The organism is Stecheria intestinalis (assembly GCF_009696165.1).
Taxonomy (GTDB): Bacteria; Bacillota_I; Bacilli_A; order Erysipelotrichales; family Erysipelotrichaceae; genus Bulleidia; species Bulleidia intestinalis.
Map to the genome: position 1 here is coordinate 43,593 of NZ_VUMN01000003.1, position 21,008 is coordinate 64,600.

The 21,008-nt window shown below is 49.7% G+C and carries 23 protein-coding genes; 14 read left to right on the forward strand and 9 right to left on the reverse strand.

The window, feature by feature from the left end; genetic code table 11:
• The first annotated feature begins 57 nt into the window (after positions 1-57).
• The 8 genes from FYJ51_RS02310 to FYJ51_RS02345 all read left to right on the forward strand — a co-directional run bounded on the left by FYJ51_RS02310 (position 58) and on the right by FYJ51_RS02345 (position 6,820).
• Positions 58-423 carry a hypothetical protein gene (locus tag FYJ51_RS02310; RefSeq protein ID WP_154502767.1) on the forward strand — a complete coding sequence of 122 codons (366 nt, stop codon included), beginning with the start codon at positions 58-60 and terminating at the stop codon, positions 421-423.
• A gap of 47 nt (positions 424-470) precedes the next feature.
• Positions 471-815 (forward strand): PRD domain-containing protein, encoded by a 345-nt coding sequence (locus tag FYJ51_RS02315; protein WP_205946126.1) that lies wholly within the window; start codon positions 471-473, stop codon positions 813-815.
• Positions 816-848: 33 nt separating this feature from the next.
• On the forward strand, positions 849-2,189 hold the full coding sequence (locus FYJ51_RS02320) for a YhfT family protein (RefSeq protein WP_105303038.1): 1,341 nt from the start codon (positions 849-851) through the stop codon (positions 2,187-2,189).
• A 19-nt stretch (positions 2,190-2,208) separates the two neighbouring features.
• Positions 2,209-2,583 carry a DUF2620 family protein gene (locus tag FYJ51_RS02325; RefSeq protein WP_105303039.1) on the forward strand — a complete coding sequence of 125 codons (375 nt, stop codon included), beginning with the start codon at positions 2,209-2,211 and terminating at the stop codon, positions 2,581-2,583.
• 77 nt (positions 2,584-2,660) lie between these two features.
• The gene (locus tag FYJ51_RS02330) at positions 2,661-3,578 is read left to right on the forward strand and encodes a phosphotriesterase family protein (protein WP_105303040.1); all 918 of its coding nucleotides are present in this window, start codon (positions 2,661-2,663) and stop codon (positions 3,576-3,578) included.
• A gap of 5 nt (positions 3,579-3,583) precedes the next feature.
• The gene (locus FYJ51_RS02335) at positions 3,584-4,741 is read left to right on the forward strand and encodes an alanine racemase (RefSeq protein WP_154502773.1); all 1,158 of its coding nucleotides are present in this window, start codon (positions 3,584-3,586) and stop codon (positions 4,739-4,741) included.
• Positions 4,741-5,715 (forward strand): amidase family protein, encoded by a 975-nt coding sequence (locus FYJ51_RS02340; RefSeq protein ID WP_154502776.1) that lies wholly within the window; start codon positions 4,741-4,743, stop codon positions 5,713-5,715. The genes FYJ51_RS02335 and FYJ51_RS02340 overlap by 1 nt, the downstream gene beginning before the upstream one ends.
• Positions 5,716-5,725: 10 nt before the next feature.
• Entirely contained in the window at positions 5,726-6,820 is a 1,095-nt protein-coding gene (locus tag FYJ51_RS02345; RefSeq protein WP_154502779.1) for an aminotransferase class V-fold PLP-dependent enzyme, read from the forward strand.
• 67 nt (positions 6,821-6,887) lie between these two features.
• Here FYJ51_RS02345 and FYJ51_RS02350 read toward each other — a convergent pair whose 3' ends face one another.
• The 3 genes from FYJ51_RS02350 to FYJ51_RS02360 form a co-directional block, all read right to left on the reverse strand.
• Positions 6,888-8,984: a glutamine synthetase III family protein gene (locus FYJ51_RS02350; RefSeq protein WP_154502782.1), complete on the reverse strand. Its 2,097-nt coding sequence runs from the start codon at positions 8,982-8,984 to the stop codon at positions 6,888-6,890.
• Positions 8,985-9,219: 235 nt separating this feature from the next.
• Positions 9,220-9,570 (reverse strand): NifU family protein, encoded by a 351-nt coding sequence (locus FYJ51_RS02355; protein ID WP_105303044.1) that lies wholly within the window; start codon positions 9,568-9,570, stop codon positions 9,220-9,222.
• Positions 9,571-9,594: 24 nt separating this feature from the next.
• Positions 9,595-10,050 carry a divergent PAP2 family protein gene (locus FYJ51_RS02360; protein WP_105303045.1) on the reverse strand — a complete coding sequence of 152 codons (456 nt, stop codon included), beginning with the start codon at positions 10,048-10,050 and terminating at the stop codon, positions 9,595-9,597.
• 75 nt (positions 10,051-10,125) lie between these two features.
• Here FYJ51_RS02360 and FYJ51_RS02365 point away from each other — a divergent pair, with 75 nt between their 5' ends.
• Positions 10,126-10,497 (forward strand): CvfD/Ygs/GSP13 family RNA-binding post-transcriptional regulator, encoded by a 372-nt coding sequence (locus FYJ51_RS02365; RefSeq protein WP_105303046.1) that lies wholly within the window; start codon positions 10,126-10,128, stop codon positions 10,495-10,497.
• On the forward strand, positions 10,491-11,780 hold the full coding sequence (locus FYJ51_RS02370; protein WP_154502785.1) for a glucose-6-phosphate isomerase: 1,290 nt from the start codon (positions 10,491-10,493) through the stop codon (positions 11,778-11,780). Before FYJ51_RS02365 ends, FYJ51_RS02370 begins: the two co-directional genes overlap by 7 nt.
• A gap of 36 nt (positions 11,781-11,816) precedes the next feature.
• Here FYJ51_RS02370 and FYJ51_RS02375 read toward each other — a convergent pair whose 3' ends face one another.
• Positions 11,817-12,368 carry a hypothetical protein gene (locus FYJ51_RS02375; RefSeq protein ID WP_135358151.1) on the reverse strand — a complete coding sequence of 184 codons (552 nt, stop codon included), beginning with the start codon at positions 12,366-12,368 and terminating at the stop codon, positions 11,817-11,819.
• A 106-nt stretch (positions 12,369-12,474) separates the two neighbouring features.
• Between FYJ51_RS02375 and FYJ51_RS02380 the strand changes: the two genes are divergently transcribed.
• Both FYJ51_RS02380 and FYJ51_RS02385 read left to right on the forward strand, forming a co-directional pair.
• Positions 12,475-13,134: an HAD-IA family hydrolase gene (locus FYJ51_RS02380; RefSeq protein ID WP_167836450.1), complete on the forward strand. Its 660-nt coding sequence runs from the start codon at positions 12,475-12,477 to the stop codon at positions 13,132-13,134.
• A complete protein-coding gene (locus tag FYJ51_RS02385) occupies positions 13,131-14,501 on the forward strand; it encodes an MATE family efflux transporter (protein ID WP_154502788.1) in 1,371 nt (456 codons plus the stop codon). The genes FYJ51_RS02380 and FYJ51_RS02385 overlap by 4 nt, the downstream gene beginning before the upstream one ends.
• A 229-nt stretch (positions 14,502-14,730) precedes the next feature.
• Here FYJ51_RS02385 and FYJ51_RS02390 read toward each other — a convergent pair whose 3' ends face one another.
• Both FYJ51_RS02390 and FYJ51_RS13455 read right to left on the reverse strand, forming a co-directional pair.
• The gene (locus FYJ51_RS02390) at positions 14,731-15,324 is read right to left on the reverse strand and encodes an IS200/IS605 family accessory protein TnpB-related protein (protein ID WP_205946127.1); all 594 of its coding nucleotides are present in this window, start codon (positions 15,322-15,324) and stop codon (positions 14,731-14,733) included.
• Positions 15,269-16,081: a hypothetical protein gene (locus FYJ51_RS13455; RefSeq protein WP_205946128.1), complete on the reverse strand. Its 813-nt coding sequence runs from the start codon at positions 16,079-16,081 to the stop codon at positions 15,269-15,271. Before FYJ51_RS13455 ends, FYJ51_RS02390 begins: the two co-directional genes overlap by 56 nt.
• Positions 16,082-16,584: 503 nt before the next feature.
• Here FYJ51_RS13455 and FYJ51_RS02395 point away from each other — a divergent pair.
• On the forward strand, positions 16,585-16,833 hold the full coding sequence (locus FYJ51_RS02395; RefSeq protein WP_135358152.1) for a hypothetical protein: 249 nt from the start codon (positions 16,585-16,587) through the stop codon (positions 16,831-16,833).
• Positions 16,834-16,843: 10 nt separating this feature from the next.
• On the opposite strand, the gene FYJ51_RS02400 is transcribed toward FYJ51_RS02395, so the two are convergent.
• The 3 genes from FYJ51_RS02400 to FYJ51_RS02410 are packed head-to-tail and all read right to left on the reverse strand — an operon-like array spanning position 16,844 to position 19,589.
• Positions 16,844-17,635 carry an inositol monophosphatase family protein gene (locus FYJ51_RS02400; RefSeq protein ID WP_105303053.1) on the reverse strand — a complete coding sequence of 264 codons (792 nt, stop codon included), beginning with the start codon at positions 17,633-17,635 and terminating at the stop codon, positions 16,844-16,846.
• An 8-nt stretch (positions 17,636-17,643) separates the two neighbouring features.
• Entirely contained in the window at positions 17,644-18,477 is an 834-nt protein-coding gene (locus FYJ51_RS02405; RefSeq protein WP_154502794.1) for a putative manganese transporter, read from the reverse strand.
• Complete coding sequence (locus FYJ51_RS02410) at positions 18,468-19,589, reverse strand: FAD:protein FMN transferase (RefSeq protein ID WP_277084533.1); 1,122 nt, start codon at positions 19,587-19,589, stop codon at positions 18,468-18,470. The genes FYJ51_RS02405 and FYJ51_RS02410 overlap by 10 nt, the downstream gene beginning before the upstream one ends.
• A gap of 137 nt (positions 19,590-19,726) precedes the next feature.
• Between FYJ51_RS02410 and FYJ51_RS02415 the strand changes: the two genes are divergently transcribed.
• A complete protein-coding gene (locus tag FYJ51_RS02415) occupies positions 19,727-20,995 on the forward strand; it encodes an RnfABCDGE type electron transport complex subunit C (RefSeq protein WP_235897199.1) in 1,269 nt (422 codons plus the stop codon).
• Positions 20,996-21,008: the final 13 nt, after the last annotated feature.

The following is a 21,008-nucleotide window of genomic DNA, read 5'->3' on the forward strand; positions in this document are numbered from 1 at the left end:
TGTTCTGGGACTCCAGATATGTATAATCTAATTATACAAAAAAATGTATTTTGAGATATGAAATGTGTGAGATGCGGTACTGAGTGGCAGACGGACAAGCCGAAGAGAATTGAGACGTGTCCGCATTGCCAGCAGATGATGACTCTGGATGATGCAGCTGAAAAACGTCTGAAGCACAGCGGAGCGTTTCTTATTTTTGTGATAGCTACGGCAATGGGCTACGGACTGTGGGACTGGTCAGAAAACGGGAAGATTCTGGTTATGTTCATTTCTGTTACAGCCGCCATTATTCTCTTGAATTACATTAACGGTCTTGCACTTCGCCTGACCGCATGGAGAAAACCTCTGACGTATCGGGCAATGACGAAAGAAGAACGGGATCAGATTCTTCGGAAAAGAAGCACAGAAAGGAAAAAGAAATGAGCAGAACAGATTTTTCTGAAAGGCTCCAGATGTATCGGGATGCCGATATGATAAAAGATCAGGATGTTCAGGATGTGAAGAATGTCATTCAGATGTTCCGGAAGGAGTATGGCGTGAAACTCTGTGAAGAAAATGCGGACACGTTTATTGCACATCTTTGCATGGCATGCATGCGCAATACAACAAAAGAGGAGGTTCCTCCGCTGACTGAAGACAACCTTGCGGAGCTTGCAGCGCTCCCGACTTATCAGAAGTCACTGGAGATTCTCAATAAGATGCAGGAAGTGATGGTCAATCCTCTGAGCAGCACAGAGAAAAACTATGTGCTTCTGCATCTGAACAATCTGATTCAGAAACTGAAAGACCTCGGGGAGTGGCCGGAAACAGCTTAAGAATCTGATAACAAAGGAAGGGGAAAATAATCCATGTATCCATTACTTGCAGAGCAAGCATCAACGATTGTTCAGAATTTCGATTTCCCGGTAGCTACCAGGGCAATCATTCTGATCGCGATCTCAGCATGGGCAAGTCTTCTTGCTCATAAAGGAATTTCTAACTTCAACGATGGCGCCCGCCCGGTATTCCCGGAATTCATTGAAGGACGGATGACCCGCCCGGAATTTGCGGCGGTTGTCACCGGCATGGGTGTCGGATGGGTTCTGGCCGGATTCACTCAGTGGATCGGTACCGGACTGATCGCTGCACATCTGATCCTGATTGCAACTGATATCATCGGCGCCTGGTCCCCGAATCGCTTCGTAGCAATTATTCTCGGTGCTGCATATGGTGCCCTGGCTGCATTCGGCACCAACATGATCAACAATGCATTTGCTGCGCTGCCGTATAACTTCCTCAATGATCTGACTCAGATCACGACTCCGGTTCTTCCGATCTTCGCTCTGTATCCTGCAATTGCAATTGCAAATCAGTTCGAAGCTAAGAAGGGTCTGCAGACGGCTATCTGGGAAGCAGTGATTTATGTTGCATGCTCTCTGATCGGCAAACTCACGATCGGCACTGTCAGCATTTCTCTGTATCCGTATTCCTTCGCTATGCTGGCTGGCATGATCTTCCTGGTTGTCTACTCTGTCAAGGCAAGCAAGAACCAGGAAACCATCAATGATGAAGAGCAGGAAAACATCTTTTCGAAGAATGCTGAACGCATCAAGAGCAACTGGATATATCTCTGCATCCAGGGTGCTCTGAACGCACTTGGCATCCGTACTCTGGCAATGGCTTATCAGCCGTATATTCTTGCTCCGTGTGTCATCGGCGGTGATTACAGTGCATTCTATATCGCAATGGTCGGTGTCATCATCGCTTTCATTCCGCTGATTGTCTCCACTGCTCTTTCTACTGGTGTCTATCAGGCTGTTGGTCTTACAACCTGCATGCTGGTCGGACGTCTTGCACCGACTTGGTGGCTTGCTCCGATCTTCGGATTTGCAGTTGAATTCATTGAACTCCAGCTGCTCGGCCTGCTTGGCAAATGGCTGTCCCGTTATCCGGAACTTTCCAGATCTGGCGATCATATCCGGAATGCAATGGTAGAAACTCTGAATCTTGCTCTTCTCTGCGGCTCATTCCTTGCTGCTAATGCTACCTGGGGCGGCATCGGCATCATGATGGTCGGCGGTGCTTATCTGATGAATGAACTGCTTGGCCAGAAGATTCCGCGTACGGCTATCGGGCCGCTGTCTGCAGCTTGTGTAGGTATTCTGTATAATATCTTCATCGCATTCGGGTGGATCGTATTAGCTGCCTGAATCCTGAAAGGAGAATGTTATGAAAATTGAATGCTGCGGATTATCCAGCAAGGAAACTGCGAACATTATCAAGCAGAAGTTCCCGGAAGTAGAAGTGCTTGAAGATCCTGATTCCATCGCTGCCCGGAAGGTAAAGAAGGGAGAAGTTGATTTCTATCTTGGCTCCTGCATGACTGGCGGCGGCGGATCGCTGGCAACTGCAATTGCAGTGCTCGGCTATGGAAACTGCCTCGTTGTTACCCGGCAGGGAAACATGCCGAAGCCTGAGCAGATCCGGCATCTGATCTACGCTGGAAATCATAAGGCGTTCGGGTATGTGCAGTCACATACCGAGAAGGTTGTCCCGGTAATTGTACAGGCACTTGTAGATAAGACATCCGGTAAGCCGGAATAAACAGATTCAGCAGAAACGGCATCTGATGGCTTGCTTGTCCGGAAGATGCCGTTTATTGACTACAGGAGGGATTTGAAATGATTCGTACCGTTTTGGGAGATATTCCTGAAGAAGATCTTGGACTGACAATGATGCATGAGCATTTCATCGTCAACCTGGATAAAGTTCGCCATGATGGATTCTCACGTATCGATACGTGTGAAGAAGTGGAACCGGAGATCCGGAAGATGATGGGCTTCGGCGTGAAAGCGGCAGTTGAGGTTTCCACGATTGATCTGGACCGCGATGCAGCAAAGCTGAAGCAGATTTCCGAAGATACAGGTCTGAAGATTGTCTGCTCAACAGGTTTCTATCTGCAGCCGTTTCACCCGGCATTTCTCAGAGATGCCACTCCGGATGAAATCGCAGACATCTATGTGAAGGAACTGACTGAAGGCATCGGAGATACAGGCGTGAAAGCAGGCATCATCGCTGAGATTGCTTCTTCGAAAGACGGATTCACGGAGGAAGAAAGAAAGTGCCTGATCGCTGCCGGAAGAGCTGCTGTGCGTACCGGCTGTGCGGTATCCACGCATACCGGTCCGGTTACAGCACAGGAGACTGTTGATATTCTCCTTTCTGAAGGAATGGACCCGGATAAAGTGGTGATCGGTCATCAGGATCTAGTGGATGATCCGGAATATCATCGCAATCTTCTGAAGCGCGGTGTGAATATTGCTTTTGATACATGCGGAAAATCTGCCTATATGCCGGATGAGAAGCGGGCCGCAAACGCAAAGATCATTGCGGATGAGGGCTATGCGGATCATCTCGTATTCTCAAATGATGTTTCCCGCCGGACTTACTTTTCTACCTATCCGGGGCAGTGGGGATATACTGCGGTGATGAATTCCGTCGTTCCGCTGATGAAGCAGGCTGGAGTCACGGATGAAGTGCTCCATAAGTTTCTGACGGAGAATCCTGCCAGAATTCTGAATAACAAGAACTGGAAGTGATCCGGATGTTTCTGACAAAACTGAAAGAAAATAACCCGGCACTTCTGGATTATGGGTTCTATGCACATCAGAATGGTCTGATTCTTCCGGATACCTATCTCCTGGATCTTGATACGATTACGGACAATGCTCAGAAGATTCTGGAGGAAGCACAGAAGAATCAGGTACATCTGTTCTTCATGCTGAAGCAGATCGGGAGAAATCCTATCGTTGCGAAACGGCTGATGGAGATCGGGTATGAAGGGGCGGTATGCGTAGACTTCATCGAGGCAATAACGATGATCCGAAACCAGATTCCGATCGGCAATGTCGGCCATCTGGTTCAGACGCCTAAGGCTGCACTGCCTGAGATTCTTGCTTCGCATCCTCGTGTGGTAACTGTTTATTCACTGGAGAAAATCCGTGAAATCAATGAGGCGGCTGAAAGACTTAACATGGTACAGCCTCTGCTGATCCGGATCACCGATGATGACAGCGAACTTTACAGCGGACAGATTGCTGGCTTCCATTCAGATCGTCTGGAAGATGTTCTGAAGGAAATTGATTCCCTGGATCATGTCTGCTTCGGAGGGCTCACGGTATTTCCTGCATTGCTCTATGATGCAGAACAGCATGCGATTGTCCCGACCGCAAATATGAAAGCAATGAATCGTGCCAGAGCGATTGCTGAGGCACATGGGCTGAAAGATTATGTGGTGAATGTTCCGAGTGCAAACTGCTGTGCATCAATGAGTCTTGTTCATGAACTGGGCGGAAACAATGCAGAGCCAGGTCATGGTCTGACCGGTACTACTCCGCTGCATGCTGCAAGCAATCAGCCGGAGCGGGTCGGATATGCTTATGTGACAGAAGTTTCTCATAACTATGAAGACCATGCATACTGCTATGGCGGTGGACATTACAGAAGAGGCCATCTTGCTTCGGCATTGGTAGGTATTTCTTCTGAGAATGCACAGCTGATCCCTGTTTCTGCACCTGATAATGATTCTATTGATTATCATTTTGAATTAGGCAGAAATGCAGCAGTCGGAGATACTGCAATCATGTGCTTCCGGACGCAGATCTTTGTGACCAGAAGCAGAGTTGCAGTGGTGGAAGGATTGTCTTCGGGAAATCCGAGAATCATCGGGCAGTTCAATCATCTCGGAGAGCGCGAAGACTGATGAAAGAGACGTATGAACTCCAGCATCGGGTGGCATTGCTGAATCCATATGGTTCAGTCGTCCGGGTTCTGGAACCTTCTCCGGATTCGATTCTCACGGGCATCAAGAATACTGCGACGATTCCGAATTCTCTCATGCACAAGCTTGAGAAGTATGGATTCGGTCTGCATACGATCGATAAGAAGTCGCAATTAGCCGGCCGGGCTGTGGACACGCAGCTGATCAATCCGATCTCCGGACATGTGATGTCTGGCTCCAGTTCCGGAACTGCAGTGAATGTATTTGCAGGAATCAATGATCTTGGCATCGGAAATGATGGCGGAGGCTCGGTTCTTGCACCTGCAATCTCCGTGAATATTTATGGGTTCATTTCTAAACTGATTGAAAAAGATCGGGTGTGCGGCCCTCTGAAGCCCAATACGGATGGAATGACTGCGCCTTCTTCCATCGGTTTCATGGCAAGGAGAAGAGAGATTCTTCTGAAGGCTATATCCTGTTCCATCGGTATTGAGGCTGGGGCTCATTGCGGAAAAGTTCTTTCGGATCAGGAGTATGAAGGACTGGAGTCGGAAGTGGTTTCAGTCATGGATCCGCTCGCTCCAAGATCAGAGCTTGTCCCTTATCTCAGAGAACAGCTTTCGAAGTGCGATGTGATGGTTGTTACAGAGGGACCGATTGATCTGGAAGGATTCGGAGACTCTCTGTTCGGACATTTCGATGAGCGCACCAGAGAAATTCAGAAGAAGTCCTGCAAAGGATATGTCCGGGTCTGCAATATTGCCGGGGCAACTGCGCTGGCGATTCCTCAGAAGGGGCTTGGAATGGCAGTGCTTCTGATGTGCGAATCCGTGCCGGAGAAGATTGCATGCATGCTAGAGGCAGCAGAATCTTTCCCGGAGATTCATGATGAACTGATTGAACGCTATTTCCTGAATCTGAACAACTATTTCCTGGATGAATACCAGATCGACTGAGGGAGGCAAAATGAAAACCTATCCACTGGAAAGTATCAGTCTGCGTGAAGCAGAAGAAAAACAGTTCCGCATGGTGGAATGCATCACGCATCATTTCACGGGAACAGAAAGTCTCTCACGAGGAGATCTGGGAGTAAATCAGCAGAACAACATGCCGGTTACAACCCGGAAGGCAGAACAGGCAATTGCAGAGTTCTTTCATACCGAAGACTGCATCCTGGTCAGAGGCAGCGGCACGAATGCAATCCGCTATGCACTGTCTTCGGTGATTCATCCTGGGGGAAAGATTCTGGTTCATAAAGCACCGGTCTATTCCACAACCGCAACCTCGTTTGAAATGTTCGGCCTTGTTCCGGTTGAAGCTGATTTCAATGATCTGGGCAGTATTCACAAAGTCATGGAAGCTAATCCGGATATCGATGCTGCATTGGTTCAGTATTCGCGTCAGAAACTGGATGATTCCTATGACATTGCGGAAGTACTGAAGGCAATCCGGAAAGAGAAAGACATTCCGATTGTCACCGATGATAACTATGCAGTGATGAAAGTTCATTCCATCGGAGCAGAACTGGGAAGTGACCTTTCCTGCTTCTCTACCTTCAAGCTGCAGGGGCCGGAAGGAATCGGCTGCATTGTCGGGCGTGAGAAGTATATCCGCATCATCCGCAAGATGCATTATTCCGGCGGCTCACAGACGCAGGGACATGAAGCAATGGATGTTCTCAGAGGACTTGTAACTGCGCCGGTTCTGCTGGCAGTGCAGGCGGAAAGCGACGAAGAAATTCTCCGCCGTCTCCAGAATCATGAAGTTCCGGAAGTGAGGAATGCATTCATTGCAAATTCTCAGTCCAAGGTGCTTCTGGTGGAATTTGATCAGCCAATTGCACATGCGGTACTGAAGGAAGCTGAAAAGCTCGGAGCACTTCCGAATCCGGTTGGCGCAGAGTCAAAGTATGAGCTTGCGCCGATGTTCTATCGCTGCAGCGGTACTGTTCTGAAGAGTGATCCTTCTTTAGGAGAGCGGATGATCCGGATCAATCCTAACAGGAGCGGTCCTGATACAGTAATCAGAATTCTGAAAGAGGCAGCAGCATCAGTTAAATAATAACAAGGAAAAGCCGTGCGGATGATCGCACGGCTTTTCTCAGGAGGGAGGTCATTAAGAATCATTATTACAGAGAGAACAGCATATCTTCGTAAGTCGGAAGCTTGTAGTTATCAGGAGTAGCGATGACTTCATACTTATCGATGAAGGAGCGTACTTTTTCCATTTCAGGGCAGATGTCATAGTACATCTTCTTGCCTGCTTCTTTGGTGATGCCTGCTGCATTGACTTCGGTGAAGTCCTTTTCCAGCATTTCAGAAGCCTTGTAGGTTTCATCGATGAGCTCGCTGAGCTCTGTGACTCTTGCTTTGAGGTAAGCCGGAGCAGCCTTGCCTGCTGCAGCGTCAGCGTCAGAGTAGAACTTCAGATCTGCAGTCATTGCCGGCAGAATATCTTTTCTGGTCATGGAGAGCAGCGTGCGGACTTCGATGCCGATCTGCTTGATGTACTGCTCACGATAGATTTCTTCGCGGGCTGCCAGTTCCTTCTCGGTATAGACACCGAGGTCTGTCAGCATCTTCACGGTCTTCTTGTCTTCGAGGACTTCGATGGATTCCACGAAGGAACGTACATTCGGGAGTCCGCGGCGCTTCGCTTCCTTGACCCATTCGGAGGAATAGCCGTCACCGGAGAAGAGAATGCGCTTATGATCGTGGATGATGTTGCGGCAGATATCAAGTGCCTTTGCACGGACATCCTGCAGATACTTGATGCCTTCGAGTTCTTCAGCAATCTCATTCAGAGATTCTGCCATGATGCTGTTGAGAACGATGTTCGGTACTGCTGCAGACATCGAGGAGCCGAGCATGCGGAACTCGAACTTGTTGCCGGTGAAGGCAACCGGGGAAGTACGGTTGCGGTCGGTGTTGTCATGCGGAATGTAGGACAGACCGCTGATCGGGTTGAACTCGGTCGGTGTAGCTTCGCGGTTCTTGCTCTGGGAAGGATGCTCCATATAGAGACCATAGAGGATCTGCTCAATGTAAGAGCCGAGATATACGGAGATGATTGCCGGCGGAGCTTCGTTCGCACCGAGACGGTGATCATTTCCTGCGGAGCTTGCGCTCATGCGGAGCAGCAGAGCATTGTCATCAACTGCCCGGATGAATGCGCAGATGAAGGTCAGGAAACGGATGTTTTCAGCTGGCTTTTCACCAGGTGCAAACAGGTTGGATCCATTGTCGGTCAGAATGGACCAGTTGTTATGCTTGCCGGATCCGTTGATGCCATCAAATGGCTTTTCATAGAGCAGGCATGCAAGTCCATGCTTCTCTGCAGTTTTGCGGAGAATGTCCATGGTGAGCTGGTTGTCATCGACAGCTGTATTTGCTTCGGAGAATACCGGGGCAAGTTCGAACTGGGAAGGGGCGACTTCATTATGTTCGGTCTTGGCATAGATGCCGAGCTTCCAGAGTTCCTTGTTGACATCCTTCATGAATTCCGCAACACGGGTCGGGATGGATCCGAAGTAATGATCGCTGAGTTCCTGGCCCTTGCTTGCCGGAGCACCGAACAGAGTTCTGCCAGTCAGGCGCAGATCCGGACGTTCTTCAAAGTACTTGCGGTCAATCAGGAAGTATTCCTGTTCGAGTCCTACATAAGGCTTGCAGGAACGGACGTCTTTTTCGCCAAGCAGGTTGACGACCTTGGTTGCTGCATCGCTGAGAGCCTTGATGGACTTCAGAAGCGGATCTTTCTTATCGAGCGATTCGCCATTATAGGAGACGAATACAGTCGGAATGCAGAGCACGCCATCTTTGATGAAAGCTGGTGAGGTTACATCCCAGTAGGTATAGCCTCTTGCTTCAAACGTTGCTCTTAAGCCTCCGCTCGGGAAGCTGGAAGCGTCAGGCTCACCTTTGATCAGGTTCTTGCCTGAGAAATGCGTGATCGGTTCATGATCAGGTCCTGGTTCTACGAAGGCGTCATGCTTTTCAGCAGTTGCGCCAGTCAGCGGCTGGAACCAGTGAGTATAATGGGTTGCTCCATTTTCGAGAGCCCAGCGTTTCATTGCGTGTGCAATTGAATCAGCAGTCTGCCGGTCCAGTGTCCCTTCGCTGGATACCGTTTTCTTCCAGGCGGTATATACCGGCTTTGGAAGACGCTCCTGCATCTGTTTTTCGCCGAATACCAGTGATCCGAATTCTTCAAACGGTGCTTCCATAATTTCGATTCCTCCCTGTTATGCAGATTATTAAAGTCTTCCTTGGTCTGTGAGTCAATCAGAAAAGGAATGTGATGTAAGAAAAAATTCAAATAATTACAAAAAAACAGGAAAATTATTACATTTTTCGGAGAAATTTCCGGAATTCGAGGAAATTTCCGGATTTTACGGAAACAGGGAAAAGAATCTGGAAGACCGGAAAAAAACCTGCAGGTTTTTCCTGCAGGCATTCTGTTCAGTACCAGGAATAATCGCCGCCGCCGAAGCCGCCATATCCAGTGAATGTGGTATCCAGCTTGACTTCTTTGACTTCCGGAATCTCATCAATCAGGATTGCCTGAATGCCATCGGTCAGCGTGGAATCAATGGACATGCAGCCGGCGCATGCGCCAAGCATGCGAACTGTCACGACCCCGTCTTTATAATCAACGAGCTGGACGTCGCCGCCATCCTGCTGGATATACGGACGGATCTTATTGATCACTTTCTCGATTCTCTCCAGAAGATCCGGAGATGGTGCTGTTTCTGCCGGCGCAGATTCTTTCGCTGCTGCCGTTTCATCTATCTCAGTTTTGCTCTCACTCATTGCTCTGCCTCTTTCACCACACATTTATAACCCGAAATGAAACAGCAATGCAATCATTGCGCCCAGAAACATGCCGGCAACGACTTCTACCCATTTGTGGCCGAGCACGTCTTTGAGCTTGATATTGTAAATCGGGTTCTGGAACCTGGTGTGCAGGTTGTCCTGAACATCTTTGACCAGCTGCTGCGTGACTTTGATGTTCTGGCCGCTGTAGTAGCGGACATTTGCAGCATCATAGATTACGACAACCGCAAAGGTCAATGTCACTGCGAAGATCGTGGAGCTGAAGTGTTCCTGGATGCCTACGGACAGCGCAAGGGCTGTGACGAGAGCGGAATGGGAACTGGGCATGCCCCCGCTGGCTTTGACCAGGGAGAGTTTCCATTCATGCTTTGAAATATAATGAATAATCGGCTTCAGAACCTGCGCAATCACAGCCGACAGAATTGCAGACCAGAAAGGATACATCGTCTTGATCATCTGAATTACCTCATGAGAAGTATATCACATGAAAAAATGCAGTGTGGTACAATGGCTTCGTTGAAAGGACGCAAGATGACTTATCAGACCGGACAGATTGTGGAAGGAAAGATCACTGGCATTCAGCCTTATGGTGCATTTGTTGCACTGGATCGGAATACCAGCGGCCTGATTCACATTTCAGAAATCAGTGATGGATATGTGCGCGATATCAGCCGATTCGTGAAAGTCGGAGATATCGTGAAGGTCAAGATCATAGATTATGATCCCAAGACCAATCAGACCAGGCTTTCTCTGAAAGCTTTGCATCGTACCAGGATGAGGGGACATCATCGTTCAATGAACCGNCGGGCAAGTCTGCCGCCGATGAAACTGGGATTCAGTTCAATTGCGGCAAAGATGCCGGAATGGATCAGAGAAGCAGAAGGAGGAGATACCAGATGGTAATGCAGTTTGATGCTTCACACGGATTTCTGAAAGAAGATATCGGTTCCTATCAGAATGAAGTCAGCAGAATTCACAAGATGATTCACGAGAAGACCGGTGCCGGGAATGACTTTCTCGGATGGGTTGACTGGCCAGTGAATTATGACAAGGATGAGTTTGAACGGATCGTTAAGCTTGCTGAAAAGCTGGATGGCAAGTTCGATACGCTGGTGGTATGCGGAATCGGCGGTTCTTATCTGGGCGCCCGTGCCGCCATCGAGATGATCAATGGTCTGTATCCGGATAATGGCAAGGAAGTCATCTTTGCAGGCAACACGTTCTCCAGCACGTATATGAGCCAGGTACTCAGCCACATCAAGGATAAGAATGTTGTGGTCAATGTCATCTCCAAGTCCGGAACCACGACTGAAACTGCTCTGGCATTCCGCATGCTGAGAGAGTTCATGGACCAGAAGTATGGCAAGGAGGGTGCTAAGGAGCGCATTATTGCCACAACAGATAAGGCAAGAGGCACGCTGAAGGCACTGGCAGATCAGGAAGGCTATGAATCCTTCGTGATTCCGGATGATATCGGCGGACGCTATTCTGTCATCACTCCGGTCGGCCTGGTTCCGATGGCTCTGATGGGAATCGATATCCGCAAGGTCATGGAAGGACTGCTGGCTGCTTATCAGGAACTGAATACCGATGATCTGGAAAAGAATCCCGCATACCGCTATGCAGTTGCGAGAAGAATTCTGCAGAATCAGGGCTACAATGTCGAGATGTTCGTGACCTATGAACCGCAGCTGAGCATGCTCAGCGAGTGGTGGAAGCAGCTGCTCGGTGAGTCTGAGGGCAAAGACGGAAAGGGCATCCTGCCGGATTCTGCAACGTTCTCTACCGATCTGCATTCCCTGGGCCAGTTCATCCAGCAGGGCAGCAAAGTCCTGTATGAGACGATCTTCAAGGTTGAGAAGCCCACTCTGGATGTCACGATTCCGAGTGATCCGCAGAATGGCGACCAGATGAATTATCTGGCCGGGAAGAATCTAGACTGGGTTAACAAGATGGCATGCGAAGGAACGCTTCAGGCTCATGTTGAGTCCGGCAATGTTCCGAACCTGATCATCACGGTTCCGGATATGAAGGAATACAGCTTCGGATATCTCTGCTATTTCTTCTTCATCGCAACAGCAATGACCTGCTACATGCTGGATATCAATCCGTTCAACCAGCCTGGTGTTGAGATCTACAAGAAGAATATGTTCCATCTGCTCGGCAAGCCTGGCTACGAGAAATAATGAAATGATCAGAGGGTTCCGGATTCCGGAACTCTTTTATTTGTATTCTGAAAGATCGGAATCAAAGGTGCAGCTGAGGGAATCTTCCGAAGAAAGGATTCCGGCAGCTTCCTGCATGGTAACGGTATTCCACCTGATGGTTCCGAACAGGATCAGGTTGTTGGCATTGAGATAATCGTAATCAGAAGAAGCCAGATACTCTGGCAGGATCGTGATCGTGACAAGCAGCAGATGGTCCTTCTCCTTGCTGGTGACTTCATAAGAAACAGTTACAGCTTCTGAGTTCCGGATTTCTTCGATCTTCTCCCCGGAGATCTCCATAGCCTGTTCTGCAGCAGCAGCTTCATCTCTGCTGACCTCTTCTGAGATTTTTCTTGTGATTTCCAGTCTGATCTCATTGATGTGGCTTTGATTTCCGTAGAGGTGATACACATAATAGGTATCTCCTTCCTGCGCATTTTCCGCACCGCACGCTGCATGCATGGTGACAGTATGGCTTGAGTGATAGTAAACCTCAAACAGGAGAACGACTGCAGCAATGAATGCAAGCAGGACATAGATCCAGAAATTCCGGGATTGCTTTTTCACTGGCATGTTCCTATTATATCGGGAGTCTTCTGAAATCGTGCAATTCTGTTTGCATGTTCAGGCGGGCTGTATTATCGTTTCTGCATCAGAAGAGAGGGGACTTGTCATGAAAGACGCGGTGCTGTTTGATCTGGACGGAACGCTGACGGATTCCGGGGAAGGAATCATGAAAAGCGTGAAATATGCATTTGAGCAGATGAAGGTACCTGCCCCGGATGAGGAGCATCTGCGGCTGTTTGTCGGCCCGCCGCTGGCAGTCACGTTCCCGCAGTTCGGCATTCCGGCTGATCAGATAGATGAAGCGATCCGGCAGTATCGGATTGATTACAATGAACACGGGTCAAAGTTTCTGAATCAGGTATATCCGGGCATTCCGGAATTGCTTTCAGAACTTCAGAACGAGGGGTATCAGCTGTATGTGGCAACCTCGAAGCCAGAAGTTCTTGCAAAGGAAATTATGGATCGGTTTGATCTTTCCCGCTACTTTATCCGCATTGCCGGGGCGAGTCTTGATCATTCCCGCGAAAGCAAAACAGATGTGCTGCGGTATCTGCTGCAGCAGACGGGCAGCAGCGGACGTGAAGTCATGGTCGGAGATACGCTGTCTGATATCCGCGGGGCTCATGCGATTGATATTCCATGCATTGCCGTGAGCTGGGGCTATGGAGCAGAAGAAACGCTCGGCGAAGCAGAGCGCATTGCAAGGACAATGGAAGAGCTGAAGAACCTGCTTGAAACAAGAGCGTGGGCGAGGGTCAGCAGATGAGCACGAATCAGAAGCAGGCAGAAGAACAATTTCGCCGGATGACGGAAACGCCTGTGGGAAAGCTGATCCTTGGTCTCAGTATTCCGACGATCATCTCAATGATGGTGACGAATATCTACAACATGGCTGATACGTACTTTGTCGGAACGATCGGAACGTCAGCCAGCGGTGCAACCGGGGTAGTATTCGGGCTCATGGCGATCTTCCAGGCCTTCGGATTCATGTTCGGACATGGAGCTGGTTCCAATATTTCCAGAAGACTCGGATCGAAGAACATCAAGGAAGCCAGAGAGTTTTCTTCCACAAGTTTCTATCTGTCTATTCTTGCCGGGCTGATCTTCATGGCAGTCGGTCTGATCTGGATGGATCCGCTGATGAGACTGCTGGGCAGCACAGATACGATTCTTCCGTATTCCAGAACGTATGCGTTCTATATTCTCATTGCCGGACCGGCAATGACATCAAGCTGCGTCATGAATAATATCCTGCGTTATGAAGGAAAAGCATTCTATGCGATGATCGGCCTTACTGCGGGCGGAATTCTGAATATCTTCGGAGATGCCTATTTTGTAAGAGTATGCGGCATGGGCATTGCCGGAGCAGGTCTGTCCACGACGATTTCCCAGTATATTTCGATGGGAATCCTGCTGATTCCGTATCTGCAGAAAAAGACACAGAGCAGTTTCAGCATCTGGTATTTCACTCATCGTTTCTCCGTGGTGGAAACAATCGTCAAGGATGGTCTGCCTTCCCTTGCTCGCCAGGGACTTAATTCTGTTTCCACGATGGTGCTGAACAACTATGCTGGAATTTACGGAGACGCGGCAATTGCGGCAATCTCGATCTGTACTCGCCTTGTGAATTTCCTGTTCTGCATCGCAATCGGCATCGGTCAGGGTTTCCAGCCGGTCAGCGGTTTCAATTTCGGCGCAAAGCTTTACAGCAGAGTGAAAGCGGGATTCGACTATGCGCTGAAATCCGGCTTTGTGATCATGCTGGGGCTCGGAGTACTCGGCTATCTGAATGCAGAACCGCTGGTCCGCATTTTCCGGGATGATCCGGAAGTGACTGCGATCGGAAGAGTAGCACTCAGATGGCAATGCTTGTCGCTCTGGTTCATGCCGATGTCCATGTACGGGAATATGCTGTTCCAGTCGATTGGCATTTCAAAGACAGCAACCTTCCTGGCATCTCTGCGCAGCGGAATTGTTCTGATACCAGTCATTATCATCTTCACAAGCTGTTTCGGATTGAGCGGTCTGGAAATGGCCCAGGCAGTTTCGGAAGCAATCTCTTCGCTGATTACCTTGCCATTCGTGTGGTCATTCTTCCATCATCTGCCGCCGGATGGCTGTGAATATAGCTGATCTTCAGAAAAAGGTATCTTAAGGAGAATGAGAGACGAAGAATTTATCAGCAGATATTGCCGCGGAGTGAACCTCCCCGCCTAAGTGCTGATGCACTACAGACGGGGCTTCCAAGGGCTTGTGTGCCCTCAGACTTCCGTCTGCTAAACGATTCGGTGACAGCACAGCACACAAGCCGAAGCTTATGGACCCATCTGCACTAACGTTTCTCAGACTGATGTCAGGATCGTCAGACTGCTGCAGGAAGAAGAGAGCACATAGCCCTGTTGATCTTCCACAGGTCAGCTAACGTCCTTTGGGTTCCACTCCCGATCCCAGAGACTTTTGTCATAAGATCGGGTGATTCCATAAACAGCACGCGAATCAGATAACGGGCACCGATGTTGTAACTGGCGGAAAGATCGCAGTTATAAGTCTTTCCGCTTTTGAATACGCAGACGTCATAGGGCGTATCTTCGGATACTTCTCTTCCTCGTTTCACACGTCCGCTTCCGTCATACGCAAGGCGGCTGGTTCCCCGCGCATTGACATGTGAAACACGGATTCCGTAATGATGGGCAAGGCTTTCTGCAGTATTCTGAATATCAGTGTGCTTCCACATCGTAAGCTTCTGCTTCTTACTGCCGCGTTTCTTTCCCCTGGTGTCAAGATACTCCATGACAATGACATCGCATTCGTTTGCAATGGCAAAGTTCATGATCTCTCGTGCGACCTGATGCGCAAGGTTCTTATTTCTCCGCTTTGCAATATTCCAGAGCCTTCCGGAGTCATGTGATCCATGCAGAGACTGAAATACAGATACCCGATGCAGGGCATTGCTCAAGGAGTCTTTCTCTTCCGCGCATAATGAACTTACGCGCCAGGACAGTACCCCTTGAGTCCATGACACTGCATACCGCATCTGTATTAACACCCAGATCGACAGCGCAGATCTTCTGCTCCGATACCGGCTTCTTGGACAATTTCACTGTTTCCGTCACTGCAAATCTCAGTTTCCAGCATCCGTGTTTCTTCTCCAGTACCGGAGCTGAGATCTCTGCATTTCTGCTTCTCTTTTCGAGATAGTCCGCATCCGTTTTTGAAAGACGAACGGTATCCCATACCCAGTCGTTATTGCGGAACACTTTAATCTGTGCCAGGTAGGGCAGCACTTCGCCAGTCTCTTTGTCTATTACTGGCTTATAGGTATTGCCGCGATACAGTGCAGGCATCCGATGCCTGCAGGAATCCAGCTTCGGTGCTTCGCCTTTACAGCCAGATGCTTTCCAGCTCTTCATGGCTGAGTGATAAGCAGAAACGATGCCAAGAGCCTGCATGATAGCAGCTCTCCGATAATAGGACGGGAACTTCGGAAACTTCTGATCAAAGGAGTCGAATGAAGAGAACCCATTAGCAGAATGAACCATGCATTCCATCATCCTCAGGCGTGCAAACGAACTGTCTGTATCAGAAAGACTGTTCCAGTTTGCAAGAGCTGTCTGCACCAGACAGGCAACGGCATATGAAAAGAGATCCGCTGTTCTTTTCAGCGCCTCATAGCTGTCCCGAATGTGTACGCCATAACTGCTTACAACCTGCATAGATATTCGCCCTGCAGACAGGATAGCAGATTCGGAAGAGTGTTTTAGCATAAGGAATCAGAAATATGGAATCATACAATCACCGGGACGAAACAGAGCACAATGGAAGCGGTGAGAATTTACATCCAGGAACAGGGAAAACGCGATAACGAAGGCTATCGACGTCATGCGGGCAGAAGAAAGGCGGCTAACCCCGCCTAAACAGCTTGCACTGCTATAGACAATATGTAAAAGCCCTCCATTAACTTGTGTGTTCGAGGATCATCCCGCATACTTGTTATTGGCTCAATAAAGAGATGGGGAAGTTGCCTCATCCAAGAAAGGAAGGCCTCCCTGAAGAAGTAATTTCCTGTTCAGACGTGTACTCTTTTCTGAATAAAAATCTGATTGAAAAACAGTATTATTCCTCTGATCAGCAGACGTATCGGATTACTGTACTATGCGGAAAAAAACTGCTTCTGCAAAATCAGAAGGGTGAATATGAGATCCGGGAATTAGCAGAAATGTTTCGTGAGAGGAGGCATTGCTACGAACAGAAATCTTCTGCTTCGGCTGCAGAGAAAAGACTCCATAAAGGAGTCTATGTCATTCATTCAGAATTCGGAATCGGATTGATCCGGAAAGTGAAGCATGGAATCGCCTTCATTCATTTTGAAGATCATCCGGATATCTGGATTTCTCTGCAGGAAGCGGTCTTTCAGAATCTCATCCGGTATTACGGCAAAAGGAAAGGAGAAGCTGAAGAAGACTGAGGCTCCAGGATCAGAGAATGATCCGGGGACATGGTTCCTTCTGAAGGATCGGCAGCAGATCATCAAGGACCCCTGGTGTTCCGGCCGCAACCTCACGAAAGCCGAAGACTTCTGCCTGATTGCCATGGAAGTCAGTGACTTTTCCTCCGGCTTCTTCGACCAGCAGCATTCCGGCTGCCCGGTCCCAGGAATAGACATGCTCGAAGTAGGCATCTGCTCTTCCGCAGGCGGTCCATGCTAAGTCGAGTACCGCGCTGGCCGTGCGGCGGATATCCTCGCAGGAATCGAACACTGCATGCATGGTGTCGAAATACCAGGTGGAGAGTTCTCGATGATAGGGGCTGGTGCCGCAGAAGACGATGGCGTCTTTCAGGTGCAGTTTATCGCTGACATGAATAGGCTTGCCATTGCAGAAGGCGCCATGGCCGCGCTCTGCGGTAAACAGTTCGTTCCGGTACGGATCGAGAACCCAGGCCTGCATGATAGTTCCGTGTTCTGCATAGGCAAGGGAGATTGCGCTGTGGGCATAGTCGCGGATGAAGTTCATCGTGCCATCGACCGGATCAAGGATCCAGACAGAGCCGGAAAGATCTAGATCAGAGTTATCCTGCTCTTCGCCGAGGAGCTGAACTTCCGGATATCGTTTCTTCAGTTCTTCTTTCAGAAAAGATTCAATGCCGCGGTCTGCGGCAGTGACATAGTTGCCGTAGCCTTTGGCTTCGGCAGAAGATTCCGGATCGATGCGGAAGAAACTCGATGCTTCCCGGATCAGTCCGCTGATGGTCTCCATATCAGGTTTCATAAGATACCTCAGAACAGATTCAGAATCAGGCCGGTGACAAAGGACACTGCCCAGACATACATGACGATCTTGATATTGTGCTTCATGTTCGGATTGACCCGGAAGAGCACCATCATGCCGACGCCGGCATTGGCAAGGAGTCCCGCACACACTGCCGCAAAGGAGATGACCTTCTCCATATAGAGCGTCGTGAGCAGAATCGAAGATGCACAGCTAGGAATCATGCCGAGCAGCGTGCAGGTCAGAACAGAGACTGCCGGATGGCCGACAATCAGCGTGCGCATCACTTCATTGCCGCTGCTGTCCATGATCAGGTTGATCAGGAAGGTGACCGCCAAGAGCCATACGGTGATCTTCAGCGTATGCATGACGGCAGACTTCAGGATTCCGTCTTCGCAATCGCAGTGCTCGCGTTCGCAGAATGATTCGATATCGGTTTTCTTATGCTCTGCAAAGTGGTCTGCAGCAAATCCGGCAATTAATGCGACGATGAATTTCACGGCCAGGATCGGCAGGATCACGCCTGCTCCGGCTCCGGAAGAAAGCAGCAGCGGCAGCATCTCATCGCTCGTGCTGAGATAGACGGAAGCCAGCGTTCCGCCGGAGATGACGCCGGTGGTGTAGAGGCTGCTGGCAGCGGAGGAGAAGCCGCATTCCGGTACAAGCCCGAAGAGGGCTCCGGCAAGCGGAGCAGTCTTCCGGTGGTTTTCCAGGAAGCGGATCATCTTGTTTCCGGTCTCGTGTTCCATCCACTCCATCAGCAGGTAAGTCAGAAACAGGAACGGAAGAATTTTGGCGGTATCGGTGATCGTGTCGAGAAGTACTTCCTGAATTACTGCCATGTAATCGCTCCTTCCAATCCTGCGGTATAGGCAATGTAGTAGTCGCCGGTCTCGTGGCTGTATTCGCTGTCGACGGCTTTATCCTTATCCATAATCCAGATTGCTTCAATCGTGGTGTCCGGGTGAGCGGAACGATATTCCTCGAGGACTTTGTTTCCTTCTTCAAAGGAGAGGGTGAACAGCGTGGTGCTCAGGCAGTCGGCTGCGGAAGAATCCGGTGTGATGATCGTGACGCTGTGGTAGCGGGTAGCGGGGTAAAGAGACTCAGGATCGATGATATGGCAGTAGCTCCTGCCATCGGAAGCGATGTAATAACGCTCATAGTCTCCGGAGGTGACAAAGGACATGGTTCCGGACTGGGCGACGGCCAGCAGGCTGCCGCTTCCGCCTGGATTCTGAATGCCGATGTTCCAGGGAGTGCCGTTGTATTTCTCGCCGATGGTTCTCGTGTTGCCGCCGGCGTTCAGAGCGCCGTGCTCCACGCCTTCCTGCTCGAGGGCCTGGGCAATTTTCTCAGTGGCGTAGCCTTTGGCAATGCCGCCGACATCCAGAGAGACATCAGGATCGGTGATATAGACTGTGCTGTTTTCAGCATCAATCTCGACATAATCCCAGCCGGTATGCTTGGCTGCTTCCTGCAGTTCTTCATCAGAAGGCAGATCGCCTTTCTCGCCAGCTTCATTCTTCGTGATGCCGTCTTCGCGGTAGTTATGCCAGATATTCAGCACGGATCCGATCGTGATGTCGAATTCTCCGCCGGAGAGATCATAGTATTCCTTCGCTTCCTGAAGCAGGCTGATGATCTCCGGGTCCACTTCAACCGGCTGGATGCCGGCATTGTCGTTGATCGTCTTGAGGTTGTTCATGCCATCGTAGGTGTTGTAGATATCAAACAGATCGTTATAGCGGCGGAACAGAGAAAGGGCATCATTGAAATGAGAGTCGAAGATTTCCTTGGTCGTCGTTTCCTGAAATTGAATGACGGTATCGAATCCATCATCAATGCTGGCATTGCTGTAGTTCTTCACTTCGTCTTCTGCAGAGGCAGAGGGGCTTGCTGAGGTGCCGGATGCGCATCCGGAGAGCAGCGTCAGACAAACTAATGTTTTCACAATATTCTTTTTTTTCATAGCGGGAGAATTATAGCATAATAGCGGGATTCGAAGCTGTTTTGCACTTATAAATGATGATATAATGCTTCTGTTTTTAAGAGGAAGGGAAAACGTATATGTCATTTTTAACCGGACCTATGCATCAACATCTGGACGGTCACAAGGAACTGACTGCACACAAGGAAGTTCTGAATCTGAATGACCCTGATGACCTTTATGTTCCGCTGGTTAACGGAAGAGCTGAATGCACGCCGTTAGTCAAGGCGGGAGATGAAGTCAAGGTTGGTCAGAAGATCGGGGAACCGACCAACGGTTTCTGGTATGTACCTGTCTTCTCGCCTGTTTCCGGTACTGTGGTAGGCGTTGAGAAACGCATGTCTGCAGCACTGAAGCCGACGGATCATCTGCATATCAGAAATGATCACAAGAATACTGCTGTACGGGCTTTTGAGCCGATCGACGCAGATGCTGCAACGAGGGAGCAGCTTCTGGATTTCGTCAAGAATGCCGGTATTGCCGGTCTTGGCGGAGCTGGATTCCCGACATTCAACAAGTACACCAAGCCGGAGAACATTGATCTTCTGATTATCAATGCAGTGGAGTGCGAACCGTATCTGACGGCAGATCTTGCCAATCTCTCGGCAAATCAGGAACTTCTGAAGATCGGCACGCTGGCGCTGTTCAAGCTCAGCAATGCGCCGAAGGGAGTCGTCTGCATCAAGAGCCACTGGACTGAAGAAGTCGAAATGCTGAAGAAGCTCTTCGAGGGGACGAAGATTGAAGTCGCTCCGGTTCCGGATCTGTATCCGATGGGCTGGGAGCGTACGCTGGTCTATCAGATGACCGGCAAGCGCTATGACAAGCTGCCGGCTGAGGCTGGCTGCATTCTGGACAATGTCTCTACGGCGATTGCAGTAGGCAATGCGATCCAGAACGGCATGCCGATCACCCGCAAGATGGTGACGGTTTCCGGCGATGGCGTCAAGGAGCCGAAGAATGTCGAAGCTGCAGTCGGAACACCTGCTTCTGAGCTGATCAAGGCATGCGGCGGATATACTGCGGAAGACGTGAAGCTGATTGCCGGCGGACCGATGATGGGACGCACGATTCCGAACGAACAGTTCGTGATCGGCATTGCCAACAATGGTCTGACAGTTCTGAAGACGGAGAAAGAGCTTTCTGTGAAGTGCCTGCGCTGCGGCAAGTGCACGGAGAGCTGCCCGTCCGGACTTGAGCCGGTGCGGATCAATAACTGCGAGAAGATCAAGGATATTGATTCCCTGAAGAAGCTCAGTGTCATGGACTGCATCGAGTGCGGTCTCTGCACATATGTATGCCCGTCCAAGCTGGATGTCACGGAAGGAATCCGCAGAGCCAAGAGATATATGGCTCTGGTCAAGAAATAAGGGGGAAAGACGA